Genomic DNA, 26,392 nt, shown 5'->3' with positions numbered 1-26,392 from the left:
AGGCCTACGTTCCAGATCTGTCCCCTGCGACGTTCACGAAATGCTTGCTCCCGTCCTGCCTCCCCCGTTGTCCAACCTTGCCAGGCAGCGCCTGTTGCAGGTGCCTGATCTTCCGCTTCCGGGCCAGGGCCGCACCCTTGAACGCTGGCGTGCACTGGCAGCACTGGGTCATGAAGACCTGTGCCTGGCCAAAGTGCTAGAAGCCCATCACGATGCGATCGCGATCCTGCACGAATTGCGCGTGCCCGTGCCTTCAGAACAACTTCTGGCGGTGTGGGCGGCAGAGGGCCCGGCCTGCACGCTGCGGGCGGAGCACGACGGCCGGTTGCGCGGCGACAAGCCGTGGTGCTCGGGAAGCAATCTGGTCGACACCGCGCTGGTGACCGTGCGCGGCGAGGCGGGCGTGCAGCTTTACAAGGTGGACGCCTCGCAGTGGCACTGCATGGATGGCGAGCCGTGGCCGGCCGCTGGGATGGCCGGTGTGCCGTCCACCACGGTGCGCTTTGATGGCGCAGAAGCCGAAGTGGTGGGTCCGATCGATGGCTATCTGGAACGACCGGGCTTCTGGCACGGCGGCGCCGGCATCGCGGCAGTATGGTTCGGTGCGGCGACAGCCCTGGCCGAGCGCATGCAGCACGGCTGCAGCGAGGGCCTGCGCGCGCGGTTGCTGGGCAAGGTCGATCTGGCGTTGGCACCGGCAGCCGCGCTGCTGCGGGAACTGGCCATGGCCATCGACGCAGCACCGCAGCTGACACACCGCGTGCAGGTGGTACGCGTGCGCAGCGTCGTCGAGCGCGCCGCCACCCAGGTGCTTGATCTGGCCGGCCGCGCGCTTGGCCCCGCGCCGATGTGCATGGAAGATGCCCATGCACGGCGCTGGGCGGATCTGACGGTGTTCATGCGCCAGAGTCACGCCGACAAAGATTGGCAATGGCTGGGTGAGCAGTGCGCCCGACAGGTGATGCCATGGTCGCTGTAGCCACCATCCACGGCCAGGGTTCGGAGGAGCGTGCGTGGGAACACTGCGACTGGCTCTGGCAACAACCTGAAACCGCGCTTGCTGACCTGTGTGCAGGCATTTGCCGGCTCGTAGTGGTCGCGCCGCACCCGGATGACGAGGTGCTGGCGTGTGGCGGGCTGCTGTGTGCGGCCGCAGGCATCGGCCTGGAAGTACAGGTCGTTGCGGTGACCGACGGTGAGGCCTGCTACCCGGGCGAGCGCTGGTGGACGCCGCAGCGCCTGCGCCAGGCACGCCGTGAAGAGTTGCGCGATGCGCTTGGCGCGCTGTCCATTGATGCCGGCGCCATTGTCCATCTTGGCATTGCCGATGGGGGCGTCACCGACCACGAAGCCGGCCTCGAAGACTGGCTGTGGCAGACCCTGCGCGAAGACGACCTGGTGCTGGCGCCGTGGCGCTTCGATGGCCATCCCGATCACGAAGCGGCCGGCCGCGCCGCCTGGCGTGCGGCCCGGGCGGTCGGCTGCAGACGTCTTGAATACCCCGTCTGGGGCTGGCACTGGCTGGACCCCGGCTGCGCCCACATGGCGTGGGAGCAGCCGAAGCTGCTCGACATTTCCGCCGTCGCCGCGCACAAGCGCGAAGCGATCGCACAGTTCCGCACCCAGACCGGCGATGTCTCGAGGCTGCACGCCGAGCCCATCCTGCCGGCCCACGTACTCACCCGATTCTATAGAAACCACGAGGTTTACTTCGCATGAGCGCCCAGCCGTACTTTGATGACCTGCATGCCAACGAAGATCCGTTCGGCTACCGCACCCGCTGGTACGAAGAGCGCAAACGCGACCTGCTGATGGCCAGTCTGACCCAGCCCAGTTTCCAGCGCGGTTGGGAGCTGGGCTGCTCCAACGGGGTACTGACAGAGCGCCTGGCCGGCCGCTGCGAGCGCCTGCTGGCTACCGACATCAGTCCGCGCGCCGCCTTCCAGGCGCGTCGTGGGCTGGCCCATCTGCCGCATGTGCAGGTGCATTGCGCGCAGCACCCGCAGCAGTGGCCGGCCGGTCGCTTCGATCTGATCGTGTGTGGCGAGATGGGCTACTACCTGGGCCCGGAAGCGCTGGTCGAGCTGCGCGATGGGCTGCATGCCGCGATGAAGGACGACGGCCTGCTGGTTGCCTGCCATTGGCTGCCGTCATTCCCGGGCCGGGCCAGTCGCAGCGCGCTGGTGCACGAGCGGCTCGGGCATGGCCTGCAGGAGGCGTTCTGCTACCGCGATAGCGATTTCATCCTGCAGGGCTGGACGCGCAGGCCGCTCTCCCTGGCCAGCAACGAGGGCCTGAGATGATCGGCGTGCTGGTGCCGGCGCATAACGAGGCCGAGCACCTGGCCGCATGCCTGCGCTCGCTGGCCATCGCTGCAGCGCATCCAGGGCTGGCTGGCGAGCCGGTGCAGATCATCGTCGCGCTGGATGCCTGCACGGATGGCAGCGCCGAGGTCTGTTCGCGGTTGGCGACGGAGACGCTCAGCCTGCAGGCGCGGTGTGTGGGCGCTGCGCGCGCGGCCGCGGCGGGCGTGCTGCTCGAGCGCGGCGCCGCATGGCTGGCCAGCACCGATGCAGACAGCGCAGTCCCGGCCGATTGGCTGGTGGCGCAGCGCGCCGCAGGCACCGACGTGTTCTGTGGCGTGGTCGATCTCGGCTCTCTGGAGCCGCAGCAGGCGTGGCTGCGCAGCTGCTTCCAGCGCAGTGAGCGCTGGGGTGAGGGGCATGGTCGCGTGCATGGGGCCAACCTCGGCGTCTCGGCCGTTGCCTACCGGCGGTCGGGCGGATTTGCGGCGCAGCGATGCTCCGAAGATGTGGACCTGGTGCGCCGATTGGAGGTGGCGGGTGCGTCGATCCGTTGGGCCAGCGCGCCTGTGGTGACCACCAGTGGCCGGTTGTCAGGCCGCGCCGTCGGTGGCTTTGCCGATTATCTCGCCAGCCTGGCCGCTGCTGAGGCTCTGCCGTCTCCTCAGCTCTCCCTTGCCAACTGACAGAACCTGCAACTCCGCTGCCTGCCGATAGGCCACCTCATTTCACCCGGGTGGGCAGGGCAGGGCAACAGTCGTCTGCCCCACCAGTCAATGCTTGGTTGCGCCGCAGGGGAAGACCTGCGGCAGGCAAGCAGCAGGTTACACGGTCACTGCGCCACCGGAGATGGTAAGCAGTGCGCCCGATGTGTAGCTGGCGCTGTCCGCTGCCAGCATCACATAGGCAGACGCAAGCTCGGCGGGCTGGCCAGGGCGGCCGAACGGGGTCTGGCTGCCGAAGCTCTCAACCTCCTCTGCAGCCATGCCGGCAGGAATGAACGGCGTCCAGATCGGGCCCGGGAGGACCGCGTTGACCCGGATGCCTTTTTCGGCCAACAGCCCCGCCAGGCCGATTGTGAGATTGGCGACCGCACCCTTGGTGGTCGAGTACGGCAGGATGTTCGGCGTCGGCTTCTTGGAGTTCACCGAGGCGGTGTTGATGACCGAGCCGCCGTCCTTCAGGTGCGGAACGCTGAGGCGGGTCAGGTTGAACAGCGCATGGACATTGGTGTCGAACGTCCTGCGCCAGTCTTCCATCGTAATCTCGTCAAACGACTCGTAGTAGCGCTGGTAGGCGGCGTTGTTCACCAGGATGTCCAAACCGCCCAGCTCGGTCACGACGCGCTGGATCAACTGTTCGGCCTGCGCCTCGTCACTGATATCGCAGGGGACCAGAACCGCCTTCTGGCCGGCCTCCTGGATGAGCTTGCCGATGGCGGCAGCATCGTCCTTTTCGCTTTCCAGGAAGGCGATCGCCACATCCGCACCTTCGCGTGCATAGGCAATGGCCACGGCTGCGCCGATGCCGCTGTCGCCACCGGTGATGAGTGCCTTCTTGCCCTCAAGCTGGCGGTGACCCTTGTAGCTCTGTTCACCGTGGTCCGGTTTCGGGTCAAGTTTGCTGGTCTTGCCAGGGAAAGACTGCTGCTGCGCCTTGAATGGCGGCTTCGGGTAGTTGGGGACTGGCATGCGTGCGTCCTGTGTGGGGGAAGAGAGCTGCCAGTGTGGGCACCCCGCGGTAAACGCCGTGGCCCAGCAATGTCGGCACGGCGTGCACGGCGTGGGTCACAGCGGGTGCGCGATGGTGGTCATGATGCTGTTCGCCGCCTGGCGCGAATCAAGGCGCGTGTGCTGCACCACCACGGGCACGTCGGACTCGATGACGCAGGAGAAGCCAACGCCCAGCGGCACCGGGGCTGGTTCCTGCAGGTCGTTGAAGCGTTTGTGGCAGGTGCGCTGGGCAGGAACGGTGAAGGTGTAGGGCCCCTGCGGCGCTCGATCTTCGAAGTACAGCATCAGGCTGATACGGGCATCGGTGCTGCCGGCATTGAGGATGCAGCACGTGTCGTGACTCTGCAGCTCGGGCCCAGGCCCGTTGCTCCAACCGGGAATGTAGCCCTCGGCAATGGCCCAGCGCGTGCGCCCGAGGGCGCCGGGGTTTTCCTGCGTCATGGTTTCTCTCCGTACGGGGGGGCACCAGAGTGGTCGAGGCGCCCGCGCCGAAGGCGTGCACGTCAAGTGTCCACGGCATCAACATGAAGCGTTCAGTGGCGTGCACCGTTACGCGTTGGCCGTCCTGCGGCGCTTGCCTATCATGCACCGCTGGTCCCACTGCACCTGACTGCTGCCCTTCATGCCTTCCAATGCGCAGGCCGCGCGACGTTCCGCCCGCGCCGCCGGGTATGTGTTTCCCGAGCATCTGCGCGAGCAGGCGCAGGCGCTCCCCGCACAACCCGGCGTCTACACGTTCCATGGCCGCGAGGGCGGCCTGCCGCTCTACATCGGCAAGAGCATCAACCTGCGCACGCGGGTGATGGACCATCTGCGGACGGCTGAGGAGGCTGCGATGCTGCGCCAGTCAGAGCGCATCAGTCATCTGCCGATGGCGGGCGATCTGGGCGCGCAGCTGCTGGAGGCGGCGATGGTGAAAGAACAGCGCCCGCTGTACAACCGGCTGCTGCGGCGGTTGCCGCGTCAGTTCAGCCTGCGTCTGTATCGGGGCGAGATCAGTGTGGTGAACTCGTCAGAGGTGGATCTGACGACCACGCCGATGTTGTACGGCATCTATTCGAGTGCCCGCGCCGCGCGTGAGTCACTGCGCCGCGTGGCGGATGAGAATCGGCTTTGCTATTCGCTGCTGGGCCTGGAACGGCTTCCCTCTGGACGCCCGTGCTTCCGCTCGATGCTGCGCCAGTGTGCCGGTGCCTGCTGCGGCGGCGAGACCCTTGCCGAGCATCAACAGCGGCTGGCCGATGCGCTCATGCTGCTGGAGATTGCCGAATGGCCCTACGCCGGCCCCGTGGCCATCGAGGAACGCGGCGAAGCGATGCGGCAGTTCCACGTCGTTGATGGATGGTTCTATCACGGCAGCGCGAAGACCCTGGCCGCTGCCCGGCGCGTGCGTCGGAGTGATCCGGTGTTCGACCGCGACGCGTACCGGATCCTTCGCAAGGGGCTGTCGTTGGGCCAATGGGCCCTGCACCCGCTTTAGCAGGCCGCACAGGCGGAGTCACGCAGCGTGGACGACCTGTTCTGTATCCCTCCGGGCAGGCCATGCAGGGAGAATACCGTGACCGATCTGTTCGAGCTGGGCATGCCGTGGTTCGAGTTCGTATTACGGGCCACCGCCGTCTACGTGGTGGTGCTGCTGTTGACGCGCCTCAGTGGCAAGCGATCGATCGGGCAGTCCGCACCGTTCGACATGCTGGTGATCGTCCTGCTGGGCACGGCAGTGCAGAACTCGCTGATCGGTGAGGACACCTCACTGCTTGGCGGACTCATCCTTGCCGCCACGTTGCTGGGTCTGAACTGGCTGGTCGGTTTCGTGACCGCGCGCAATCGTCGGCTGCACCGTTGGGTGGAGGGCGCGCCGGTGGTGCTGGTGCGCAACGGCAAGGTGTTCTGGGAGCAATTGCGCCGTTGCAATGTGGCGCCGGAGGACCTGGACGTGGCCATGCGCAAGGCAGGCTGCGATGGCCATCACCAGATCGAACTGGCCATGCTGGAAACCTCGGGAGAGATCACCGTGGATGCCGAAGGCCGCTGAAGCTGCAGTGGAATCCACACGCCGCACACGACAAGGTCACCGTGGGCACAGCCGTGCCCATGCAACCCTGCAGTCCCCAACGGCAGGAGAACGACGATGCAGGCGCTGACCTATCACGGCCGCAAGGATGTCCGCGTTGAGACCGTGCCCGATCCGGTGCTCGCCGCCGAGGATGATCTCATCCTGCGCGTTACCGCCACCGCCATCTGTGGCTCCGACCTGCATCTGTACCGGGGCAAGATTCCGGACCTTCACACCGGAGATGTACTCGGCCATGAGTTCATGGGCATCGTGGAAGAGGTTGGCAGGGGCGTGACCCAGGTGCGCCCCGGTGACCGAGTGGTCATCCCGTTCGTGATTGCCTGTGGTGAATGCTTCCACTGCCAGCTGGCGGAGTATGCCGCGTGCGAGACCACCAATCCCGGCAAAGGCGCGGCACTCAATGCGAAGGGATTGATGCCGCCTGCCGCATTGTTTGGCTACAGCCACCTCTACGGTGGGGTCGCTGGCGGCCAGGCGGAATTCGTGCGGGTGCCCAAGGCCAACGTCGGTCCACTGCGCATTCCTGAAGGCGTGGCAGATGAACAGGTGCTGTTCCTGTCCGATATCCTGCCGACCGGCTATCAAGCCGCACTCAACGCCGGGGTGAAGGCGGGCTCGACGGTAGCCATCTTCGGTGCAGGCCCGGTGGGGTTGATGAGCGCTGCCTGTTGCCGCCTGCTGGGTGCGGAAACCATCTTCATGGTCGATCATCTGCCGTATCGGCTGGATTTCGCGCAACGGACCTACGGCATCACGCCCATCGACTTCAGCAAGGTGGACGATCCCGCCGACTACATCGTCAGCCAGACCAGCGGGCGAGGCGTGGATGCCTGCATCGAGGCGGTCGGGTTCGAGGCGGAGGGCAGTTCGCTTGAGACTGCATTGACCGCAGTGAAGCTTGAAGGCAGCAGCGGCGCGGCCATCCGCCAGTGCATTGCTGCCGCTCGCCGCGGTGGGGTGGTCAGCATTCCTGGCGTGTATGCCGGCTTCATCCATGGCTTCCTGCTGGGGGATGCATTCGACAAGGGCCTGACCTTCAAGATGGGGCAGACCCATGTGCAGGGCCTCATGCCTGAGCTGTTGACTGCCATCTTGGAGGGAAAGCTGGACCCCGGCAACATCATTTCGCATCGGATGAGTCTGGCCGAGGCAGCGCAGGGCTATGCCATGTTCGATGCGAAGGATGATGACTGCCGGAAGATCGTGCTGACCCCGTGACAAGCGATCCTGCGAGCGGTACGCCGCTGACCCCTGACAAGCGTTACATCGTGGTGCGCGGCCGGCTCTGGCGCGCGACCAACCCGAACCTCACCGCCACCGAGCGTGCGCGGTGGGTGGCGGCGCTCATGGACGCGCGGCGCGCGGTGCAGGCGGCAATGCGAAGCGGGGAGGCCACATCACTACGCGCGGCGCGCCGCGCGGTGGATGCGGCGAAACGGGGCCTGGGAGAGCGTGGCCCAGTGTGGTGGACAGATGGGGGGAAAGACTACAACCGCCACCTGGTGAAGAATACGCCGTACGCCGGTTGGTTCGACGCGCTTCAAGCCGTACCGGCAGCGTGACTCAGCTTTTCGAGCCCCGACGACCCGCCGTCGGATCGACCTCTGGTCGCTCGTAGTCGTCCGGATGTGCTGTCTCGTCCTGTTCCGGCATGTCCTTGCCTTTCTTCCAGCTCTGGTCGGTACGGACCTTGTCCGGCGTATGCGCCTTGTCCTGGTCGCTGGCGTCGCCCGTGGGATTGAACGGTAGCTTGCTCATCAGAGGAGTTCCTTTGTAAGGATGAAATCTCAGCGCTGTGACGGGCGCGCGGCACGGCCCTGCGCGAGCGTCTGGTTGACCGCTTCCTGCAGCTGCGGGATGTGGAAGGGTTTGGCCACGAAACGGGCTTTCTGGTGGCGGGCCGGAACGACCTGATCGTAGACCGCCGATGCGAACAGGAAGGGCACACCCAGCTCCGCCAAGCGGTCGGCGACAGGGAATACCACACCGTCGCCCAGCTCGATATCGAGGATGGCTGCGTCGAACTGCTCGCTGCGGAGCAGGCTCAATGCCTCGAACACGCTCTCAGCATGTGTGATGGTACTTCCGTCGATGGACAGTGCATCTTCAACCAGCTCGGCCAGGTCCAGCTGATCCTCCACCAGCAACAGGCACTGTTCCTCGACGCGTTCACTTCCGTACTTCTGCATGCCGAACCTTGTCCGTTACCTCTTATTGGAAGGTACTGTCCGCTTCCGGGCATCAAGGCAGTGCCTGCCCGCTGTGTGCGGCATGCGAAAGCGGCATATGGCCTCCTGAAACACTTCACGCGGGCAGCGTGCCCGGCTCACCACCGCAGCACGGACGCTGCGCGAAGCTGGATGAATGAAGACCGCGTCCGCCACCTCGGCATTTGAATCCATTCAGGTGGGCTGTGCAGGGTGGTCCTTGCCTTCCGCCCACGTCAGCGACTTCGGCGAGGGGCAGAGCGCACTGCAGCGTTATGCCACCCGCTTTTCGCGGGTGGAGATCAACTCCTCGTTCTATCGTCCGCACAAACCGGAGACCTATGCCCGATGGGCGCAGGCCGTCCCGGCGCATTTCCGCTTCTCGGTGAAACTGCCACAGGCCATCACTCATGACTGCGGCCTGCGCGGTGCGGCACCGCTTCTTGATCCATTCCTGCATGCGGTGAACCATCTGGGCGACCGGCTGGGCGCGTTGCTGCTGCAGTTGCCGCCGCGGCTGGACTTCGATGCCCGCGTGGCATCTGCCTTCTTCCGCGCCGTCCGGCGTCGCACGGGGGTCGCCATCGCCTGCGAGCCCCGTCACGAAAGCTGGTTTTCGGCGGCGGCGGACTCGATGCTGGAGCGTCATGGCATCGCGCGCGTCGCTGCAGATCCCGCGCGCCTTGCCCAGGCCGCTGAGCCTGGCGGCGCGCGCCACTGGAGTTACTGGCGATGGCATGGCAGGCCGCGGATGTACTACAGCAGTTACGGGGACAATGACCTGCGGGCCCTGGCGCAGGCGGCAGGTGCGGCCGCAGGAGACGGTCCGGCCTGGATCATCCTCGACAACACTGCGCATGGGAACGCCATACCCAATGCACTGCGTCTGCAGACGCTGCTGCAGGAGAACACGCATGCCTGAAGGTCCTTCAATCGTACTGCTGCGCGAGGAAACGGCCCGGTTCAGGGGCAGAACAGTGCGCGAGGTCGGTGGCAACAGCCGCGTCGACCTGACGCCTCTGGTTGGACGCCGGATCAAGGCGGTACGCAGCTGGGGCAAGCATTTCCTCCTGGAATTCAGCCATGTCACTCTGCGGATCCACCTCATGATGTTTGGCAGCTACCGTATCAACGAGCGCAAGGATGCCGCGCCGAGGGTCTCGCTCCAGTTCGACAGGGAAGAGCTGAACTTCTATGCGTGCTCGGTGAAGCTCATCGAGCAGTCGCTGGACGATGTCTACGATTGGCGGGCAGACGTCATGAGCGACCTCTGGGATGCGCGCCTGGCGCGTCGTAAGCTCAAGGCCATGCCCGATGTCCTGGTCTGCGATGCCCTGCTGGATCAGTCCGTGTTCTCCGGGGTCGGCAACATCATCAAGAACGAGGTCCTGTTCCGCATCGGCGTGCACCCAGGGAGTCGGGTTGGATCCCTGCCTCCCCGTCTGCTGAGCCGCCTCATCCATGAGGCGCGCGACTACAGTTTCGACTTCCTGCGCTGGAAGCGCGAGCACGAACTCAAAAAGCATTGGCAGGTTCACACTCGGAAGACGTGCCCGAATTGTGGTGGGCCAGTCAGCAAGCTGTACATGGGAACCACGCAGCGGCGAACGTTTTTCTGCCCGGATTGCCAGCGCCTGTACGGACCAGCGGGAGCTCCATCGCCGTCGCCAGGGCAGGCGGCATCTTCCCGGCGATCACGCCCAAAGGTTCCGCGTTGACGGCTGACAGGCCTGGCGCATCTCACGGCACTGAGCAGCAACAGCGATTGGTGACCACGAACACCGCGGCGCCCAGGACGGCGCTGTAAACGGTGAACTCTGCCTGATCAGTGTCGCCATCGATACCGTCGCAGCGTCCCGGTCGGGAATGTCGGGATGCATGCGGGCTCTTGGGTGACAGCATCCGCAGGAACGCCGCCATTGCTGGCGGCGTCAGCGAAAATCCGCGCTTCTGCCAATCACGCTGCGTTCGATCGTGGCCCTCCACACTCACGTCCAGTTATCCCAGAGGAGTTTGAATGAGCCAGGTTTTCATCGTCGGCGCGGCCGGCAAGGTCGGTCGTTCATTGGCCCAGCAGGCCAGCGCACGCGGCCATCGCGTACTGGCCCTGCATCGCGCGCAGGAACAGGCCGCCGAACTCACCGCCCTCGGCGCACGCCCGGTGCAGGGCGACCTGCTGCAGCTGGATGTCGCCGCGCTGGCGGCACTGATGAAAGGCTGTGACGTGGTGGTGTTCTCGGCCGGTGCTGGCGGCAAGGGCGGCGCGTCGATGACCGACGCCATCGATGGGCGCGGGCTGGATTTGGCCGTGGCTGCGGCTCAGGCCGCCGCCGTGCCGCGCTTCCTGCTGGTGTCGGCCTTCCCGGAGGCCGGGCGCGGCAAGCACCTGTCGGATACGTTCGAGAACTACATGGTGGTGAAGAAACGTGCCGACGTGCATCTGGCCGAAAGCTCGCTGGACTGGGTGATCCTGCGCCCGGGCACGCTCACCGACGAACCGGGCACGGGCCGGGTGCGTGCCGGCCTGGCCATTCCCTACGGCAACATTGCCCGCGCCGACGTCGCCGCCACGCTGCTGGCATTGATCGAACACCCGCAGCTGCGCCGCTGCATCATCGAACTCACCGAGGGCGAAACCCCGGTGTTCGATGCACTGCAGGCGCTGTCGCCGGCATGAGGGCTTGACCACGACAACGCGCTGACGCAGCATCGAGCGCATGGTCCTCCGCGCCGCCACCGTCACTACCACCACGACTGCCCACGGCAGGTCGTGAGGTCGTTACGTGACGTGATGTAGCGCCACGCCTCAGGACCCCGCCAGTCATGGACGGGGTCTTCTGTTTCTCCGTCCGTGCCCACCCCACAGGAGAAACACCATGTCCCCATCCCGAATTCCCCGCCGCGGCCTGCTGGTCATTGATATGCAGCACGGCCTGTTCAACGGCGCGCACCGTCCGTACCGCGCTGACGACGTGCTGGCCAACATCAATGCGCTGGTCGACCGCGCGCATGCCGCCGGTGCCCCGGTGTTTGCCGCACGCCATGTCGGCCCCGCAGGCTCGCCGCTGGCCAGCGACAGTCCGCTGTCGCAGCTGCTGGCTGACCTCGCCATCGATCCCGCGCGCGACACCGTGTTCGAGAAGACGCGGCCGAGCTGCTTCTTCGAGACCGGCCTGGCCGAGCGGCTGGCGGCGGCTGGCGTCGAGGAACTGGTCATCGTCGGCATGAAGACAGACTACTGCGTGGATACCACCTGCCGCGCCGCGCGCGACCTCGGCGTTGCGGCCGTGCTGGTGGCCGACGCGCATACCACCACCGATTCGGCCGTGCTTGAGGCGCAGACCATCGTCGAGCATCACAACGCCACGCTCGGCGGGGCGTTTGTCAGCCTGGTCGCCAGCGCAGACTGCACGTTCGCGGCAGGGTAAGCTCCGGTCAACGAAGTCAGCCAGGAGGGCAGATGGGATCGATGACCCAGACACGGACACTCCGCAGCAGCCTTGTGCTGATGCTGCTGTCCGCAGTGGCGGGCTGCAGCACGGCGGGGGGCGGTGATCGCCATCCTTCGTCGCAGCTGCGGTTGGTGAAGCTGACCCCGGCGGAGTCTTCCATCCTGTTGACGGCTGCAGCGACAGGTACGATCGCGCCGCGCGGTAGGTGCGTGTACTTCGTCGGTGCGCGCGATCAGCGAACGCTGGCGCTGTGGCCTGCGTACTTCGAACTGGACACGCTGCGTGGAGTGCCTGTGGGGGTGCGCAATACCCTCACTGGCACGCGCGTGGCCTTCGGCGAGCCGCATACCTTTGGCGGCGGTAACATGGAGGCCTTGCCCGGCATGGTGCTGGAGCCGGTACCCGCTGGATGCAGCGGGCCGGCCATGATGCTTTACTTCGATTGAATCGAGCCTGCCTGAGGCAGGCTCAGCGCTGCTCGTCCTTGCGCGCGCTCAGCTCACGGTCGGCGCGCAGGAACACCGCGCTGGTGCTCTCTTCGCCGGTGCCGCCGGCGGCGCCCAGCAGCAGCGGCCGCGGCAGTCGCGCGGAGGCATCGTTGGCCACGGCCTGCAGGGCGGCCAGGGTCGCGGCCGCCTGGTCGCTGCCCAGCACCGCGATGAACTCGCCGCTGCCGGTGACGCGGTTGATGCTGTCGCCGCGCCCGGCATCCAGGCACTGCTCCAGCGCCACGTCCAGCTGCTGCAGCTGGCGTTCCAGGCTGCGCTCGCCCATCTGTTCGGCCAGGCCGGCGAGGTCCTGCAACTCGAGGATGACCACGGTGCAGGCCGTGCCGGTGGTGGCGTGCGCGGCTTCCACCAGCGGGCTCTGCTCGAGGATGGTCGCTACTTCCTGCTCGCGCTCGCGGCTGCGCGCTTCCATCAGGTTCATGGTCAGCCGGGCCAGGGCCTGCAGGGCCTCGCGCTGCTCCTGGCTGAGCGAGCGCGGAGTCAGGTCGACCACGCAGACGCTGCCGACCGCCGCGCCTTCGCGGGTGACCAGCGGCATGCCCGCGTAGAAGCGCGCGCCCATCTCGTTCAACACCGGGTTGTCGGCGAAGCGGCTGTCCTGTTTCAGGTCGCCCACTTCCAGCAGCTGCTCGGGCTGGCGGATGGCGTGGTCGCACACCGCCACGTCGCGGTCGGTTTCGCTGCCATCCACGCCGATGCGGGCCTTGAACCATTGGCGATCACGATCGATCAGGGTCACCAGGGCCATCGGCGTACCGCAGACGGCGGCCGCCACCTTCACGATGTCATCGTAGGCCGGCTCGGGCAGGCTGCCGACCACGTGCAGCGCATCCAGCGCGTGCTGGCGTTCGGTTTCAGTGAATGCGGCAGAAGAATGATCCGTCATGATGATCCTGGGCAGTCAAAGGTCGTCGCTCATGCTAGAGCACGCCCGCGCCCAATGGATGAACCACCACCTCACCAGGCCGGCGACCCGTACCCCGGCGCATGGCCGGGGCAGGCTGCAGGGCTCAGCCGAGGTCGCAACCGGCCGGCTGCGGCCAGGTGGTCGCCGGCAGCATGTTCTTCAGCGACGCCGGTGCGTTGATCGCCACGTAGCTGGCGCCGAGCAGTTCTTCCAGATCGGCGATGGTCACCAGGTAGTTGTCCAGGCTGCCCAGGTTGGCTTCGTTGGGAATGATCCAGCTGATCGCCTTGGCGGTACCGGTCTGCGGGTCGCGGGTGATGATCGTCTTCCAGAAGAACTCCGGCGTCGGAATGCCGTGGCTGGCCAGGAAGTAATCGTTGGCGGCATCGCCGTAGACCACGCCGCCATAGACGTCCACCGGCGCGATGTCGCGGTAGCACTCGGCCACGTTCTCGGCCTTCACCCAGATGCCCTGGTTGAAGCTGGACACCTGCGGCACGATGTTGGTCATGAAGTTGGCGCGGCGGATGTAGGTGGTGTCGTAGTCCATGTGGTTGGAGGTGACCAGGTGGCCACGGTCATAGCCGGCGTGGATGCTGGCGTACGACGCGGTGCTGTTCTGGCCCAGGCAGCCGGTGGGCAGGTCGGTGTCCTTGTAGAAGCTGGACGGGCGCTTGGCCGTGCCGGTATCGGCCAGCAGGGTGTATTCGTACCGCGTGGCGCTGTGGATGCTGCAGTCGTAGGTCAGCACGAAGCCGCCCTTGTTGAGGGTGACCGTTTCCGCGTGGGCGGCGCCGGCAAAGGCGCTGAGGACCAGGGCGAACAGGAACGTGGCAAGGCGCATTGCAGTGTCTCCGTCAGGTTTTTCCAGGACGCAGGACGCCCTCACGGCGAAAGCGTTCGCCATGCGGCGGCACTGCGCGTGCGGGTGGGTGAGGACTGCGGTTGGAACCCGGCGGGTGCCGGTCATGCAGGAGGAACTCGACCGCGCTCCCTGGCCACCGAGGTGGCGCGCGGTGTCGTAAGCGTCAGTGCGTGTCGCTTTCAGGTCAACGCTGGATGTCCGGAGTTGTGACCCGGCGCAAACGTCCTGCGTGTGTCAGATCGCAGACCGCAGGATGAAACGTGCGCATGGCAGGCGCGCGGGCCGGTATCGGCAGGCGGGGGATTGCGGCAGAATCAGCGCGTTGATCCATGGGAAGCGTGACGCGTCACACGCTCGCGCCACCGCAGTGCAGACTCAAGGAACGAGGACAGGTCATGGAAGTTCGCCCCCTGGTGCTGGCGTGGCTGCTGGTAGCCGCACTGCCGGCCGCCGCGCAGCAGATCCGCTCCGCGACCGGCCCCGCGCGCAAACCGCTGCCGGCCGCGCCACGGCCGGCCCACAATTCGATGGCGAAGAGCACCACGCCCTTCAACTGCGCGCAGTACGCGTGGCCGAATCATCCGCATCCGGCGGCCAAGGCGTACTGCGATGGCGTCGAGGCCAATACCCTGCAGTACGAAGCCCGCCAGGCCGGACGTCCCGGCCCCTCCACCGAGGTGAGCGCGCTGCCTGCGCTGGGTTCGGCCGAAGCCAAGCGGACCGGCACCGCCTGCATTGGTGGCCAGGCCTTCCGGCGGCTGGCCAATGGCTGGGAACAGGTGGCCTCGCCGTCGGGCGGGTGGCTGCGCTGCCGGGAACGCTAGGCCAGCGTTGCCGCAGGCGGCGGCAGCGAGAGGGACTGCAGATCCACTTCGCCACGTACGACCTGCAGCGCGCCCAATACCAGGGCATGCATGCCCTGGGCGAATTCGCGGCCCACTTCGTCGGCATCACGCGCGCGCTCACCGTCTGACAGCCCGTCTTCCCGCGTGCTGGCGTACAGCGTCTCGGCAACCGCGACGCAATGGAATGCCACGGTCGACAGCAGCCAGCGTGCCTGCTGTGCCGGCAGGCCATAGGCGGCGGCAACAGACGCCTGATGCTCGGCGATGCGCCCGCTCATCGAAGGCGAGGCCAGCGAGCGCCGCAGCAGGTAAGGCGTAAGGCCGGGGTTGGCGATGACAAGGTCCCGCAGCGAGGCGATGAAGACGATCAGATAGTCGGGCAGGGCCAGCCCGTTGGCGGCATCCACCGGCGGCATCTGCCAGCCGTCGAAGATGGCCTCGGCCACGGCACCTTTCAGTGCCTCCAGGTTGGAGATGTGGTTGTAGAGGGTCATGTGGGTGACCCCCAGCGCTGCGGCCAGGCCGACAAAGGTCAAGTCACGCAGGCCCATGGCCATCCCGGCCTCGACGATGCGTGCATGGCTGAGTTTCTTCGGGCGCCCGCGTGCGGGGGCCTGTTCGCTGTCCTTCATCGACCTTCCATTGTGGCGGGCGCGGCCACGCGGCGACCTTGCCGGTTGGCTTGACCATTTATTTTATAGCAATGATAATTAATCTCATCGCGCGGCACATCGCCTGCGCCAGGGCGTGATCGTAGCAATCGCGTCCACCTGCTCCCAGCCAGGCATCGACCCAGCCAACAACCTCCGCCTGCGTCAGCACTCCCTCGATCGTCGGGCTCCGCGCCACGGCGCAGGCCCCGTCATGCCCAGGAACACCGATGACGTCCGATGTCCGTTGCCTTGCTCCCTTGTCCTGCCTGCACAGGGGTGCCGCCACTCCGCTGCTGTTCGCCCTTGGCGGCCTGCTCATCCTTCCCGTGCCTTCGGCGCTGGCCCAGGCCATTGCGTTGGCCAACGACCGTTCGGCCGAGGTATCCACCCTGGATTCGGTCAACGTCCGCGAGACCAAGGCCGTCACCGATCCCTATGCCGGCGGCCAGGTCGCGGCTGGCGGTCGCATGGGGCTGCTAGGCAACCGGGATTTCATGGATACGCCGTTCAACACCATCAGTTACACCGAGGCCTACATCGCCGATCGCCAGGCGCGTGACATCACCTCGGTCATCGCCGCTGCCGATCCGACGGTGTTCACCAACAACGCTTCAGGCGCATGGAGCGAGAACTATTCGATCCGCGGCTTTGCCTCCAGCACGACGGACATGACCGTGGACGGGATGTTCGGGATGGCGCCGTTCTACCGCACCTCGCCGGAGATGTTCGAGCGCATCGACGTGTTGAAGGGGCCGTCTGCGCTGCTCAATGGCATGCCGCCGGGCGGTTCGGTGGGCGGCACCATCAACCTGATTCCCAAGCGCGCCGCCGATGCGCCGCTGACCCGGGTGAGCGTGGACTATGGCTCGGACGCGCAGTTCGGTGGCCACGTGGATGTGGGCCGCCGCTTCGGCAGCAGCAGGCAGTGGGGCGTGCGTTTCAACGGTGTGTATCGTGACGGCGAGGGGGCCATCCGCCACCAGGACAAGGCCTACCAGCTGGGGTCGCTGGCCCTGGATTGGCGCGGCGAGCGCAGCCGTGCATCGCTGGATGTCTACAGCGCCGAGGATCTCATCCACGGCCCGACCCGCGGCGTGAGCCTGGATGTGGGCGTGGCCGTGCCGAGGCCGCCGCGTGCCGATGTGTTGATCAACCCGGTGTGGGGCAGGGTGGAGAGCCGTGACAAGGGAGCGATCGCGCGCGGTGAGTTCGACTTCAATGATCACCTGATGGGCTATGCCGCCTTCGGTGCCAGCGAGACGAACTACAGCTACAACGGCGCCATCAGTGCCCTGGTGCTCAACGACGCCGGTGACTTCCGCACCACCGTGGCCCAGCTGGCCTTCCACACCCGCAAGCAGTCGGCGGATGTGGGGGTGCGTGGCAGTTTCCAGACCGGTCCGGTCAGCCACCAGGTGGCGGCCAATGCGACCGCCTACCAGCACAAGCAGGACGACTACGGCCGCCGCAGCGTACCCGAGGCCAGCTGGGTGACCAATCTGTACGCCCCGACCTGGAACGAGGCGCCGCCGTTCATCACCCCGCACATCATGCATACCGAGGTGAAGCTGCGCAGCGTGGGCGTGGCCGACACGATGGGGTTTGCCGGGGATCGCCTGCAGGTGACCCTGGTGGTACGCCGCCAGCAGGTGCAGAGTGATGCGTTCGACATCAACACCGGTGCACTGTCTTCGCGCTACAAGCAGAGCGCCACCACGCCTGCCGCCGCGGTGCTGTTCAAGCTGGGCCGCAAGGTGTCGGTGTATGCCAACAGCATCGAGGGCCTGAGCCAGGGCGCGACCGCCCCCACCACCGCGGCCAATGCCGGTGAGGTGTTTCCGCCGTTCAAGACCCGTCAGAAAGAGCTGGGCCTGAAGCTGGACGCGGGGCGCTTTGCGCATTCCTTCAGCCTGTTCGAGATCAAGCGGCCCAATGGCTATACCGACCCCGTCTCGAACATCTATTCGTTTGGCGGCGAGCAGCGCAACCGCGGCGCGGACTGGAGCTTCTTCGGTTCTCCGCTGGAAGGCGTGCGGCTGATGGGTGGCGTGGCCTATGTGCAGCCCAAGCTCACCCGCACCCAGAGTGGCATCAATGAAGGGAAGCTGGCCACCGGCCTGCCGAAGGTGCAGGGCAAGGTGGGCGCCGAATGGGACCTGCCGATGCTGGAAGGTGTCAGCATCAATGCGGGGATCACGTCCATGTCCCGGCAGTTCATCAGTGCCGACAACACGCAGTGGGTGGCCGGGCACACCGTGTATGACCTGGGCGCGCGCTACAGCACGCGGCTCTCGGGTCGTCCGCTGACACTGCGCGGCACGGTCAACAACCTGACCAATACCGCTTACTGGGGTCAGCCACTGCTGTCCAGCCTGGCGCTGGGTGCACCGCGGACCTACACGCTGTCGGCGACCATCGATTTCTGAGGGTGGCGCGCCCATCCGGCAGCGTCGCGTTGCCGGATGGATGCGCGCGCAGGCCTCAGAGCCTGCCTTCGGCCGCGTAACGCGCGGCGCCCCGGTCCACCAGCGCCTGCAGCTCCTGCAGCAGTGGCTCATCCCAGCGGTCGAAGTTGAAGCAGGACTTGCCCTGCATGCGCTGCTTCAGCGCAGGGCTGATGCCCGCCAGCAGTTCGGAATGGTCATAGACGGGCATCAGGTGGAAGGCGTGCTTGCGTCCGGACACCTTCACCGCACCGAAGAACTGCGCCTTGCCATTGGCGGCCGGCGTGCGGCAGTTGGCGTAGAAGTGCTGATCCGTGTCGTGGACCACGAGCAAACCATCGCGATGACGCAGCAGCATCTGGCGCAGGGCGCCAAACAGATCGGGCGGCACCGTCTCGGTGGACGCCTTGGGTGTCGCCTGGGTGCGCTTCATGGGAACTGCCCGGTGTGGGGAAGGCTCTGGGAAATACGCAGCGTGCCTGTGTGCGCACCGTAGCACGGCCAAGTGGAGCGATCCGGGCGTGTGCGCCGGATCGCTCCTTCGTGGCACTCAGGCCTTGGCGACTGCCTGGATCAGCACCGTGGCGGCTTCGGCCGACGAGCCCGGGTTCTGGCCCGTCACCAGCAGGCCATCGCGGCGCACGTACGAACCCCAGTCCGGACCCTTGCTGTAATCACCGCCCAGGCCCTTCAGCATGTCCTCCACCAGGAAGGGCACGACCTTGGTCAGGCCCACCGCGTCCTCCTCGGTGTTGGCAAAGCCGGTGACCTGCTTGCCGGCGACCAAGGGCTTGCCATCGGGCGCCTTGACCTGGCGCAGCACGCCCGGTGCGTGGCAGACCAGGCCGACCGGTTTGCCGCTGGCAACGAACGATTCGATCAGCGCGATGGAGTGGGCGTCATTGGCCAGATCCCACAGCGGACCGTGGCCGCCGGGGTAGAACACGGTGTCGAAGTCGGCAGCATCGACGCTGTCCAGGCGCACGGTGGCGGCCAGCTGCGCCTTGGCGTCGGCGTCGGCCTCGAAGCGGTGGGTCAGTTCGGTCTGGAACGCCGGCTCGTTGCTCTTCGGGTCCAGCGGCGGCTGGCCACCCTTGGGCGAGGCCAGCACGATCTCCGCGCCCGCATCCTTGAAGGCGTAGTAGGGCGCGGCCAATTCTTCCAGCCAGAAGCCGGTCTTGTGCCCGGTGTCGCCAAGCTGGTCGTGCGAGGTCAGAACGATGAGGACTTTCATGGTGGTGCTCCTGTTGGAAGGTTGGTGCAGTAGACCGGTCGTCTAGCAGTTGGTCGTAAAAAAACACTCCGCAGGGAGTGTGTCGGATGCATCCCTCGCTCAGCGTGAGGGATGCAGGATCTGTCGCGTGGTAAGCCGTGCGTTCTCGAAGGGCTGCGGACCGCGCACGATCTTCACCATGATGCTGGCGCCCAGCCACAGCTGGTAGAGGCTTTGTGCCAGCGCGGCGGCATCACCGTTGCTGGCCAGGGAGCCGTCGGCCTGGCCACCTTCGATCGCCCGGGTCAGGCGCTCGATGATGCCGGCCGTGCCACTGCGCAGGGCCGCACGCATGGCCGGCGAGAGGTCAGCCACTTCGGCGCCCAGCTTCACCGCCAGGCACTTGCCCTGGCAGTCCTCGAAGGACTGGCTCTCCATCCAGGCGGCAAAGTAGCGCTCCAGCTGCTCGGCCTTGTTCTGGCCGGCGCTGCCGAAGATCTGGTCCATCTCGGCCAGGTACTCGTCGAAGTAGTCCTGCAGAAGGGCTTCGCCGAAGGCCTCCTTGGAGCCGAAGTAGTGGTAGAACGAGCCCTTCGGCACGCCCGCAGCGGTCAGCACCTCGTTCAGGCCGACCGCCGAGAAGCCCTTGCCGCCCATGGTGCGGCGGCCGCTGGCCAGGATCTTCTGGCGGACGTCGGTGCCTGCAATGTCGGGGGCGGGGTGCATGGGAGCCACGATACTCCCGATTAGACCGGTCGTCTAGTGCCGTCTCAAGCGCGTGCGCTTGCCCAGTTTATGTAGAGTCGAGCCATGCTCGACTCAGGCCCTGCAGCCGAGCATGGGCTCGGCTCTGCAGATCAGCCTTTGCGCACCCTCTGCAGGAAGGCCTCGACCGCCGGCACCTGGTAGGCCCCCTCGCGGCGCAGGATGCTGAGCGGCCGTTGCAGCCCCAGCGCCCGCACCGGAAGCCGGGCCAGGCTGCCGTCCTGCAGGTCACGTACCACGCTGATGCTGGGCAGCCAGGCGATGCCGCCGCCATGGATCGCGGCCTGCTTCAGCGCCTCGGTATTGCCGAACTCCACGATGCTGCCGGTCTGCACATCCAGCTGCTGCAGCAGCTCGCCGATCAGCTCGCGGGTGCCCGAGCCGGGCTCACGCATCAGCAGCGGCAGACCGTTGATGTCGGCCGGTTTGGCGCGTCTGCGCCTGGCCAAGGGATGCTGCGCACCCACCACGGGAATCAGCTCATCACGGCTGAATTCCTCGGCGACCACGCCTTCGACCCGCACCGGCCCCTCCACGAAGCCCACGGTGAAGCGCAGGTCGGTCACGCCCTGCGCGACCTGTCCGGTGTTGCCGACGAACAGGGAAATACCCACCTGCGGGAACAACGTGCGGAACTGGGCGACGAAACGCGGCAGCACATAGGTGCCGATGGTGTTGCTGGCGCCCATCGACAGCTGCCCGGCGCGGGCATCGGCGAAATCACGCATCGCCGCCTGCGCGCTGTCGGCCACCGCGAACAAGCGCGCCGAGTAGGCATGCAGCACCTTGCCCGGTTCGGTCAGCCGCATGCCGCGCGGCAGCCGCTCGAACAGCACCACCCCCAAGCGCCCCTCGAAATCCTTCAGCTCCCTCGACAGCGCCGGTTGGGACACGCGCACGCGGATCGCAGCGGCGGAGATGCTGCCGGTCTCGGCGATGGCGTGGAAGATGGCCAGGTGATGGAGGTTCATGCGCGCGGGTTTCGGTCAGAGCTGCCCGATAAAGTACTGCACCACGAGGCTGCTGGTCGCTACGGTCACCCATACGCCCAGGCCCAGCAGGATGGGGCGGATGCCAGTGGCGGCCATGCGCCGCAGGTTGGCGGAAAGGCCGATGGCGGACAGCGCGAACACGATCAGCACTTCAGCCAGCGTGTGCAGCGCTGGCAGCGCGGCGTCCAGTACCCAGCCCGCGGTACGCACGCCCGATGCCACCAGGAACCACAGGATGAACCACGGGAAGATCGCGCCGAGATTGAAGCCGCCCGCACTGCCTGCGGTGTTGCTGCGCCGCTTCGCCAGCGCCGCCATCACCACGGTCAGCACCAGGCACACCGGGATGATCAGGGTCGAGCGGGTCAGCTTGACGATGGTCGCGTAGCCGCCTGCCAGATCACTGTAGGCGTAGCCGGCGGCCACCACCGACGAGGTGTCATTGATGGCCGTGCCCGCCCACAGGCCGAAGCCCAGGTCACTCATGTGCATCAGGTGGCCCAGCAGCGGGAACAGCAGCACCGCCACTAGGTTGAACAGGAAGATGGTGGAGATCGAGAACGCCGTTTCGTGATCGTCGGGCTTGAGGATGGGCGTGACCGCGGCAATCGCCGAGCCACCGCAGATCGCCGTACCCACGCCGATCAGCACGGTCATCTTGCCGTCCACGCGCAGCCAGCGTCCGAGCAGCCAGGCGCTGAGGAAGGCCACCGACATCGTCACCAGGGTGACCGACAGGGATGACATGCCGGTCTTCAGCACCTCGCCAAGGCTGAGCCCGAAGCCCAGCGCGATGATCGACCACTGCAGCACCTGTTTGCCGCCGAAGCGGATGCCGGCATCGAAGCGGCTGCCCGGCGCGAGCAGGTTCTTCAGCACGATGCCGAGGACGATGCCGAACACCGGACCGCCCACCAGTGGTAGCCAGTGCCCCAGCACGAGTGCGACGGCGGCGACGGCGGCCGTCAGCAGCAGGCCGGCGTAATGGTGCTGGATCCAGGACGGGGTGGGGGAGAGCGGGCGGTTCATTTCAGCAGTTGCGTGGGATGGGATGGCCAGTGTGGTCGCCCGCCAGCCATGCATCCAATACAAATAATGCAGTCATTCCATATCGAAATGGCATGGCATCGGCTTCGGCCCAGCGCTGTACCATCGGCAGCGCCCCCCGGATCCGGCGAAGACGGCACACGATGCGATGAACCAAGCTGCTGTTGATGGAAACACCACGCCGTTTCGGGTCATCTTCGCTGGCATCTGCGCGCTGGTGCTGACCGTCGGCCTCGCCCGATTCGCCTACACGCCGATGCTGCCGATCATGAAGGCGCAGGCCGGCCTGGACTACGTCGCCGCCGGTTGGCTGGCTGCCATCAACTACGCCGGCTACATGGCCGGCACGCTGCTGGCGGCATCGGCGGGCGATCTCCGCCGGAAGTACGTGCTCTACTGCATCGGCCTGGTGGTGGCCGTGGCCAGTACCGTGGCCATGGGACTGACCCGCGACCCGGTGGCTTGGGGCGTGCTGCGGTTCCTGTCGGGGCTGTCCAGCGTGGCCGGGCTGCTGCTGGCATCTGGCCTGGTATTGAACTGGCTGCTGCAGCGCGGGCGGCGCCCGGACCTGGGCCTGCACTTTACCGGCATGGGGCTGGGCATCGTGGTGTCCGGTGCGGCGGTGGTGTTGACCCTGCCTGCGCTGACCTGGTCGGGGCAGTGGATCGCCTTGGGCGTGCTGGGCCTGCTGTTCTTCGTGCCGGCCTGGCTGTGGATGCCCGCACCGGCATCCGCGCCCAGCACCGCGGTTGCGCAGGGTGCAGCTCCACCGGCCACGTCCGCCGCGTGGATGCGCCTGCTCAACGCGGCCTATGTCTGCGCGGGCTTCGGCTTCGTCATCGGCGCCACCTTCATCGTCGCCATCCTTGAAAAGCTGCCCGTGCTGCAGGGCAGGGGCGGCTGGGTCTGGGTTGTCGTCGGCGTGGCCGCGCTGCCGTCCACCTTTGCCTGGGACCGCATCGCCCGCCGCTTCGGTGCCACCCGGGCACTGCTGCTGGCCTACATAATGCAGGGCATCGGCATGCTGCTGCCTGCGGTCTCGTCCGGCACGGCCATCAATCTGTTGTCGGCAGCGCTGTTCGGCGCCACCTTCGTCGGCATCGTCAGCCTCACCCTGGCGCTAGTTGGCCGCCATGTGCCGTCCAATCCCTCCAAGGCCATGGCGCGCATCACCCTCGGCTATGGCGTGGCACAGATCATCGGTCCGGTCATCGCCGGGTACATGGCCAGGGCGACCGGCAGCTACCAGGGCGCGCTGCTGGCCACGGCGGTACTGATGGGCTGCGGGGCGCTGCTGCTGTATGTGGTCGATCGCAGGGAGCGCGGTCACGCTTGACGGCCAGCGCAGTCGACGCTGAAGATCGGCACCACGCGCCGACGCTCAAGGATTGAACATGTCTGGCTTCATCGGGGACCTGCTGGAAGGCATCGCGGATTTCTTCATCGATGTCTGGATGCTGCGCGCGTAGCGCTCCATATCTGGGCCGAGGCGATCCAATGAACATTCTCTGGGCCACTGCAGCCGCCATCGCACTGGCATGCGCCGGGTTCCTGGCCTGGCGCGGGTCGGTCGGCGGTAGCGGGCTGTTCCAGGCATTTCTACTCGGCGCGGCAGCGTCCATCGCCTGCGTCATCCTGTCGGTTGCGATGGGCGGGCCCAGGCGAAGGCTTGTCGCCGGCCTGCTGCTGGCCGGCTACGGGCTGGCATTGATCGGCTTCCTGGTCGCCGTCGGCAATGTTCGCTGAGGGGCGGCGGCGCGGTCACGCTTGACGGCCAGCGCAGTCGACGTTGAAGATCGGCACCACGCGCCGACGCTCAAGGATTGAACATGTCTGGCTTCATCGGGGACCTGCTGGAAGGCATCGCGGACTTCTTCATCGATGTCTGGATGCTGCGCCGCCATCGCGCCGTGAAGGGGCGGCCGTCCAACCGCTGGGATGAGGACGCGGCCGATGTCGTGGTGTTCAACGGCTGGGTGATCGCGGTTTCGGTCGTGGTACTGGTCGCCAGCGTCGTGCTGTTCTTCGTGCTGAAACTGCCGGTCTGGATCAGCCTGCTGCCCATTGCCGCCGGTGCCGTGTATGTGGGCTACCGGTGGATGGCGCTGGTGCGCGCATAGCCATCCGGAGCGAATCCCAGGTGACCCCATGAAGATTCTCTGGGCCTTGGCAGCGGCCATCGCACTGGCATGCGCCGGGTTCCTGGCCTGGCGCGGGTCTCTCGGCGGCAATGGGTTGTTCCAGGCATTTCTGCTCGGTGCGGCGGCGTCCATCGCCTGCGTCATCCTGTCGATTGCGGTGGGCGGACCCAAGCGAAGGCTTGTCGGCGGCGCACTGCTGGCCGGCTATGGGCTGGCATTGATCGGTTTCCTGGTCGCCCTCGGCAACGTGCGCTGAGGGCGGGGCGGTGAACTGCGATGCCCGGTGATACATTTCGCCAGATTTCACCAATTGATAACTAATCTCATTTGGCATAGCATTCCGTCCGCCAGCCCCGGACCTTCGTCTCGCCAGCGCCCACGCTCACCGACACGAAGGCCCCATGAAGACTCTTTCCCTGCTCGCCGCCGCCGCGCTGGCGATGGCTGCATCCCTGCCGGCACACGCCCATACGCCCTATCTGGTGCCCAGCAACTTCGCGCCGCGTGCAGGGCAGACCGTTGCCATCGACGCCTCGTTCGCCGAGACCTTCTTCGTCCCTGAAACCGCGTTCGATGACAGCCAGTTCACCGTGACCGGCCCGGATGGCAAGCAGGCGCCGCTGGCCTCGCAGGTGATGAAGACCCGCACCGTGGCCGAGTACACGCTGCCGGCAGGCACGGGCACCTACCGCCTCAGCACCGGCCCGCGCCTGGGTGCGCTGTTCCGCACCTGGGAACAGAATGGCAAGCGCGAGAGTTCGCGCGACCCGGCGGTGAAGATTCCGACCGGTGCCAAGGTGATCTCCGATTTCCAGTCGCTCACCCAGGCCGACAGCTACGTCACCGTCGGCAATCCCGACCGCGCCGCGCTGGCGCCGCGCAACAAGGGCGTGGAGCTGGTACCGGTCACCCATCCCAACGATCTGTACGTGGGCGAGACCTTCGATTTCATCGTGCAGTACGACGGCAAGCCGCTGGCCGACCAGGCCGTGGAAGTCACCGAGGCGGTGTGGAGCTCGGACCGCACGCCGCAGGTGGTCAACCTGAAGAGTGATGCCGCCGGGCACGTGCGCTTGCCGCTGTCCGCAGCCGGCACCTGGATCGCGCTGACCCGCCACCGCACCGCTGCGCCCGCCGGCGCGCCGGTGGCCGAGTACAGCAACAGCGTCACGCTCTCGTTCCGCGTGCTGAATCCCTGATTTCCCCGTAACACCGCCTTCGAGGTCGACATGAAAACCACCGTGCTTGCCAGTGCGTGCGTTGCCGCGCTGCTGCTTTCTTCCGCTGTCTCCGCACAGACCGCGCCCGGCCCGCGTCCGCTGGTGGGAGGCCACGGCAACAACGTGCTGGCCTTCATCGCCGAGCACGATGACAACGGCGATGGCCGCGTGACCTGGGACGAGTTCGAGACCTTCCGCCGCACCCGCTTCGACGCCACCGATACCGACAAGAACGGCACCATCGAAGAAGCCGAATACGTGGCCGAGTTCGATGCCCGCGTGGCCGCCGAGATCGAGCGCGAACGCGCCGCCCAGGTCGAGCAGACCAAGGCCCGTTTCGCTGCGCTGGACACCGACAGGAATGGCCAGGTCTCGCGCGCCGAGTTCGATGCCGCCGGTGAGAAGACCTGGCAGGGTGGGCAGAAGGCGCTGGCCAGCAAGGGCGCGGATGCCAAGGCCGCACCGCAGCGCGAAGCGAAGACCGCGGCCGGCGCGCAGCGCTTCGACAACCAGCAGCGCAGCCGCCTGGGTATGCCGACCAGCCACACCGCGGCCGGCTTCCTCGAGCTGTACGACGAGAACGGTGACGGCAAGGTCGACCGCGCCGAGTACCAGCGCGTGCGCGATGCGCAGTTCGCCCGCACCGACAGCAGTGGCGATGGCCAGCTGAGCCTGGATGAGTACCTGGCCGAGTTCGAGACCCGCGTGGACCGCCGCATCGATGCGCTGGACCAGGGCGGCGACCGCCAGGTGCACGTGCGCTTTGGCGTGCTGGACGGTGACAAGGATGGCCACATGACCTTCGCCGAGTACCAGGTGTCGGGCAAGCGACTGTTCGAAACCGCCGACCGCAACAAGGATGGCGTGGTCGATGCGGCCGACGCCAAGGTGCCGGCACCCGCACCGCGCCGTTGATTGCCCGGGTCACCCGCGCGGGTGACCCGTCGTTGCAACCGTTGTTCTTTCTGCTGACCGGGCCGCCTGCATCAGGTGGTCCGGGAGGCCCCGTGCCTGATCGA

At 66.5% G+C, this 26,392-nt stretch carries 33 protein-coding genes; 21 read left to right on the top strand and 12 right to left on the bottom strand.

The window, feature by feature from the left end; genetic code table 11:
- Positions 1 to 67 precede the first annotated feature (67 nt).
- From C1925_RS11190 to C1925_RS11175, 4 genes are read left to right on the top strand one after another with little or no spacing between them, the layout of a single operon-like run.
- On the top strand, positions 68 to 979 hold the full coding sequence (locus tag C1925_RS11190; RefSeq protein WP_254051302.1) for an acyl-CoA dehydrogenase: 912 nt from the start codon (positions 68 to 70) through the stop codon (positions 977 to 979).
- Positions 967 to 1,719: a PIG-L family deacetylase gene (locus C1925_RS11185; RefSeq protein ID WP_108768934.1), complete on the top strand. Its 753-nt coding sequence runs from the start codon at positions 967 to 969 to the stop codon at positions 1,717 to 1,719. The genes C1925_RS11190 and C1925_RS11185 overlap by 13 nt, the downstream gene beginning before the upstream one ends.
- Complete coding sequence (locus C1925_RS11180) at positions 1,716 to 2,303, top strand: SAM-dependent methyltransferase (RefSeq protein ID WP_108768933.1); 588 nt, start codon at positions 1,716 to 1,718, stop codon at positions 2,301 to 2,303. The genes C1925_RS11185 and C1925_RS11180 overlap by 4 nt, the downstream gene beginning before the upstream one ends.
- Positions 2,300 to 2,989, top strand: coding sequence for a glycosyltransferase (locus tag C1925_RS11175; RefSeq protein WP_108768932.1), 690 nt, complete (start codon positions 2,300 to 2,302; stop codon positions 2,987 to 2,989). Before C1925_RS11180 ends, C1925_RS11175 begins: the two co-directional genes overlap by 4 nt.
- Before the next feature lie 138 nt (positions 2,990 to 3,127).
- Here C1925_RS11175 and C1925_RS11170 read toward each other — a convergent pair whose 3' ends face one another.
- Complete coding sequence (locus C1925_RS11170; RefSeq protein WP_108768931.1) at positions 3,128 to 3,994, bottom strand: SDR family oxidoreductase; 867 nt, start codon at positions 3,992 to 3,994, stop codon at positions 3,128 to 3,130.
- A gap of 96 nt (positions 3,995 to 4,090) precedes the next feature.
- Entirely contained in the window at positions 4,091 to 4,477 is a 387-nt protein-coding gene (locus C1925_RS11165; protein WP_108768930.1) for a sensory rhodopsin transducer, read from the bottom strand.
- Between the two features lie 181 nt (positions 4,478 to 4,658).
- Here C1925_RS11165 and cho point away from each other — a divergent pair, with 181 nt between their 5' ends.
- From cho to C1925_RS11145, 4 genes are all read left to right on the top strand, one after another.
- Positions 4,659 to 5,516 carry an excinuclease Cho gene (cho, locus tag C1925_RS11160; protein WP_108768929.1) on the top strand — a complete coding sequence of 286 codons (858 nt, stop codon included), beginning with the start codon at positions 4,659 to 4,661 and terminating at the stop codon, positions 5,514 to 5,516.
- Positions 5,517 to 5,594: 78 nt separating this feature from the next.
- Positions 5,595 to 6,071 (top strand): YetF domain-containing protein, encoded by a 477-nt coding sequence (locus tag C1925_RS11155; protein WP_108768928.1) that lies wholly within the window; start codon positions 5,595 to 5,597, stop codon positions 6,069 to 6,071.
- Positions 6,072 to 6,167: 96 nt separating this feature from the next.
- Entirely contained in the window at positions 6,168 to 7,331 is a 1,164-nt protein-coding gene (locus C1925_RS11150; protein WP_108768927.1) for a zinc-dependent alcohol dehydrogenase, read from the top strand.
- Positions 7,328 to 7,675 carry a hypothetical protein gene (locus C1925_RS11145; protein ID WP_108768926.1) on the top strand — a complete coding sequence of 116 codons (348 nt, stop codon included), beginning with the start codon at positions 7,328 to 7,330 and terminating at the stop codon, positions 7,673 to 7,675. The genes C1925_RS11150 and C1925_RS11145 overlap by 4 nt, the downstream gene beginning before the upstream one ends.
- 1 nt (position 7,676) lies before the next feature.
- On the opposite strand, the gene C1925_RS11140 is transcribed toward C1925_RS11145, so the two are convergent.
- Together C1925_RS11140 and C1925_RS11135 are read right to left on the bottom strand one after the other, a co-directional pair.
- Positions 7,677 to 7,871 carry a hypothetical protein gene (locus tag C1925_RS11140; protein WP_108768925.1) on the bottom strand — a complete coding sequence of 65 codons (195 nt, stop codon included), beginning with the start codon at positions 7,869 to 7,871 and terminating at the stop codon, positions 7,677 to 7,679.
- A 29-nt stretch (positions 7,872 to 7,900) separates the two neighbouring features.
- Positions 7,901 to 8,302 (bottom strand): response regulator, encoded by a 402-nt coding sequence (locus C1925_RS11135; RefSeq protein WP_108768924.1) that lies wholly within the window; start codon positions 8,300 to 8,302, stop codon positions 7,901 to 7,903.
- A 175-nt stretch (positions 8,303 to 8,477) separates the two neighbouring features.
- Between C1925_RS11135 and C1925_RS11130 the strand changes: the two genes are divergently transcribed.
- From C1925_RS11130 to C1925_RS11110, 5 genes are all read left to right on the top strand, one after another.
- Positions 8,478 to 9,242: a DUF72 domain-containing protein gene (locus tag C1925_RS11130; protein ID WP_108768923.1), complete on the top strand. Its 765-nt coding sequence runs from the start codon at positions 8,478 to 8,480 to the stop codon at positions 9,240 to 9,242.
- Complete coding sequence (locus C1925_RS11125; protein WP_108768922.1) at positions 9,235 to 10,038, top strand: DNA-formamidopyrimidine glycosylase family protein; 804 nt, start codon at positions 9,235 to 9,237, stop codon at positions 10,036 to 10,038. The genes C1925_RS11130 and C1925_RS11125 overlap by 8 nt, the downstream gene beginning before the upstream one ends.
- A 299-nt stretch (positions 10,039 to 10,337) precedes the next feature.
- The gene (locus C1925_RS11120; RefSeq protein WP_108768921.1) at positions 10,338 to 10,997 is read left to right on the top strand and encodes an NAD(P)H-binding protein; all 660 of its coding nucleotides are present in this window, start codon (positions 10,338 to 10,340) and stop codon (positions 10,995 to 10,997) included.
- Between the two features lie 199 nt (positions 10,998 to 11,196).
- A complete protein-coding gene (locus tag C1925_RS11115; protein ID WP_108768920.1) occupies positions 11,197 to 11,748 on the top strand; it encodes a cysteine hydrolase family protein in 552 nt (183 codons plus the stop codon).
- A 32-nt stretch (positions 11,749 to 11,780) separates the two neighbouring features.
- Positions 11,781 to 12,218 (top strand): hypothetical protein, encoded by a 438-nt coding sequence (locus C1925_RS11110; protein ID WP_108768919.1) that lies wholly within the window; start codon positions 11,781 to 11,783, stop codon positions 12,216 to 12,218.
- A 22-nt stretch (positions 12,219 to 12,240) separates the two neighbouring features.
- Here C1925_RS11110 and C1925_RS11105 read toward each other — a convergent pair whose 3' ends face one another.
- Together C1925_RS11105 and C1925_RS11100 are read right to left on the bottom strand one after the other, a co-directional pair.
- The gene (locus tag C1925_RS11105; protein WP_108768918.1) at positions 12,241 to 13,167 is read right to left on the bottom strand and encodes a GAF domain-containing protein; all 927 of its coding nucleotides are present in this window, start codon (positions 13,165 to 13,167) and stop codon (positions 12,241 to 12,243) included.
- A 124-nt stretch (positions 13,168 to 13,291) separates the two neighbouring features.
- The gene (locus C1925_RS11100; protein WP_108768917.1) at positions 13,292 to 14,032 is read right to left on the bottom strand and encodes a DNA/RNA non-specific endonuclease; all 741 of its coding nucleotides are present in this window, start codon (positions 14,030 to 14,032) and stop codon (positions 13,292 to 13,294) included.
- 416 nt (positions 14,033 to 14,448) lie between these two features.
- On the opposite strand from C1925_RS11100, the gene C1925_RS11095 reads away from it, so the two are divergent.
- A complete protein-coding gene (locus tag C1925_RS11095; protein WP_254051301.1) occupies positions 14,449 to 14,877 on the top strand; it encodes a hypothetical protein in 429 nt (142 codons plus the stop codon).
- On the opposite strand, the gene C1925_RS11090 is transcribed toward C1925_RS11095, so the two are convergent.
- Positions 14,874 to 15,530, bottom strand: coding sequence for a TetR/AcrR family transcriptional regulator (locus C1925_RS11090; protein ID WP_108768916.1), 657 nt, complete (start codon positions 15,528 to 15,530; stop codon positions 14,874 to 14,876). The genes C1925_RS11095 and C1925_RS11090 overlap by 4 nt on opposite strands.
- Positions 15,531 to 15,778: 248 nt before the next feature.
- Here C1925_RS11090 and C1925_RS11085 point away from each other — a divergent pair, with 248 nt between their 5' ends.
- The gene (locus C1925_RS11085) at positions 15,779 to 17,977 is read left to right on the top strand and encodes a TonB-dependent siderophore receptor (protein ID WP_108768915.1); all 2,199 of its coding nucleotides are present in this window, start codon (positions 15,779 to 15,781) and stop codon (positions 17,975 to 17,977) included.
- Positions 17,978 to 18,032: 55 nt separating this feature from the next.
- On the opposite strand, the gene C1925_RS11080 is transcribed toward C1925_RS11085, so the two are convergent.
- The 5 genes from C1925_RS11080 to C1925_RS11060 all read right to left on the bottom strand — a co-directional run bounded on the left by C1925_RS11080 (position 18,033) and on the right by C1925_RS11060 (position 21,994).
- A complete protein-coding gene (locus C1925_RS11080; RefSeq protein ID WP_108768914.1) occupies positions 18,033 to 18,428 on the bottom strand; it encodes a hypothetical protein in 396 nt (131 codons plus the stop codon).
- 117 nt (positions 18,429 to 18,545) lie between these two features.
- A complete protein-coding gene (locus C1925_RS11075; protein WP_108768913.1) occupies positions 18,546 to 19,229 on the bottom strand; it encodes a type 1 glutamine amidotransferase domain-containing protein in 684 nt (227 codons plus the stop codon).
- A 99-nt stretch (positions 19,230 to 19,328) separates the two neighbouring features.
- Positions 19,329 to 19,934, bottom strand: a complete 606-nt coding sequence (locus tag C1925_RS11070; protein WP_108768912.1) for a TetR/AcrR family transcriptional regulator — start codon at positions 19,932 to 19,934, stop codon at positions 19,329 to 19,331.
- Positions 19,935 to 20,065: 131 nt separating this feature from the next.
- A complete protein-coding gene (locus tag C1925_RS11065; protein ID WP_108768911.1) occupies positions 20,066 to 20,944 on the bottom strand; it encodes a LysR family transcriptional regulator in 879 nt (292 codons plus the stop codon).
- A gap of 15 nt (positions 20,945 to 20,959) precedes the next feature.
- The gene (locus C1925_RS11060; protein ID WP_108768910.1) at positions 20,960 to 21,994 is read right to left on the bottom strand and encodes a putative sulfate exporter family transporter; all 1,035 of its coding nucleotides are present in this window, start codon (positions 21,992 to 21,994) and stop codon (positions 20,960 to 20,962) included.
- Positions 21,995 to 22,160: 166 nt separating this feature from the next.
- Here C1925_RS11060 and C1925_RS11055 point away from each other — a divergent pair, with 166 nt between their 5' ends.
- The 6 genes from C1925_RS11055 (at position 22,161) to C1925_RS11030 (ending at position 26,288) form a co-directional block, all read left to right on the top strand.
- Positions 22,161 to 23,348: a YbfB/YjiJ family MFS transporter gene (locus C1925_RS11055; protein ID WP_108768909.1), complete on the top strand. Its 1,188-nt coding sequence runs from the start codon at positions 22,161 to 22,163 to the stop codon at positions 23,346 to 23,348.
- Positions 23,349 to 23,509: 161 nt separating this feature from the next.
- Positions 23,510 to 23,758: a hypothetical protein gene (locus tag C1925_RS11050; RefSeq protein ID WP_108768908.1), complete on the top strand. Its 249-nt coding sequence runs from the start codon at positions 23,510 to 23,512 to the stop codon at positions 23,756 to 23,758.
- An 83-nt stretch (positions 23,759 to 23,841) separates the two neighbouring features.
- Complete coding sequence (locus tag C1925_RS11045; RefSeq protein WP_108768907.1) at positions 23,842 to 24,132, top strand: hypothetical protein; 291 nt, start codon at positions 23,842 to 23,844, stop codon at positions 24,130 to 24,132.
- A 28-nt stretch (positions 24,133 to 24,160) separates the two neighbouring features.
- The gene (locus C1925_RS11040; RefSeq protein WP_108768906.1) at positions 24,161 to 24,409 is read left to right on the top strand and encodes a hypothetical protein; all 249 of its coding nucleotides are present in this window, start codon (positions 24,161 to 24,163) and stop codon (positions 24,407 to 24,409) included.
- A 145-nt stretch (positions 24,410 to 24,554) separates the two neighbouring features.
- Positions 24,555 to 25,352, top strand: a complete 798-nt coding sequence (locus C1925_RS11035) for a DUF4198 domain-containing protein (RefSeq protein ID WP_108768905.1) — start codon at positions 24,555 to 24,557, stop codon at positions 25,350 to 25,352.
- A 30-nt stretch (positions 25,353 to 25,382) separates the two neighbouring features.
- Positions 25,383 to 26,288 carry an EF-hand domain-containing protein gene (locus tag C1925_RS11030; RefSeq protein ID WP_108768904.1) on the top strand — a complete coding sequence of 302 codons (906 nt, stop codon included), beginning with the start codon at positions 25,383 to 25,385 and terminating at the stop codon, positions 26,286 to 26,288.
- Positions 26,289 to 26,392: the final 104 nt, after the last annotated feature.

It is taken from the genome of Stenotrophomonas sp. SAU14A_NAIMI4_5, assembly GCF_003086795.1.
In the GTDB taxonomy this organism is placed as follows: Bacteria; Pseudomonadota; Gammaproteobacteria; order Xanthomonadales; family Xanthomonadaceae; genus Stenotrophomonas.
Note: the sequence above shows the minus strand (reverse complement) of the source record. Positions and strands in the feature narration are given on the sequence as shown.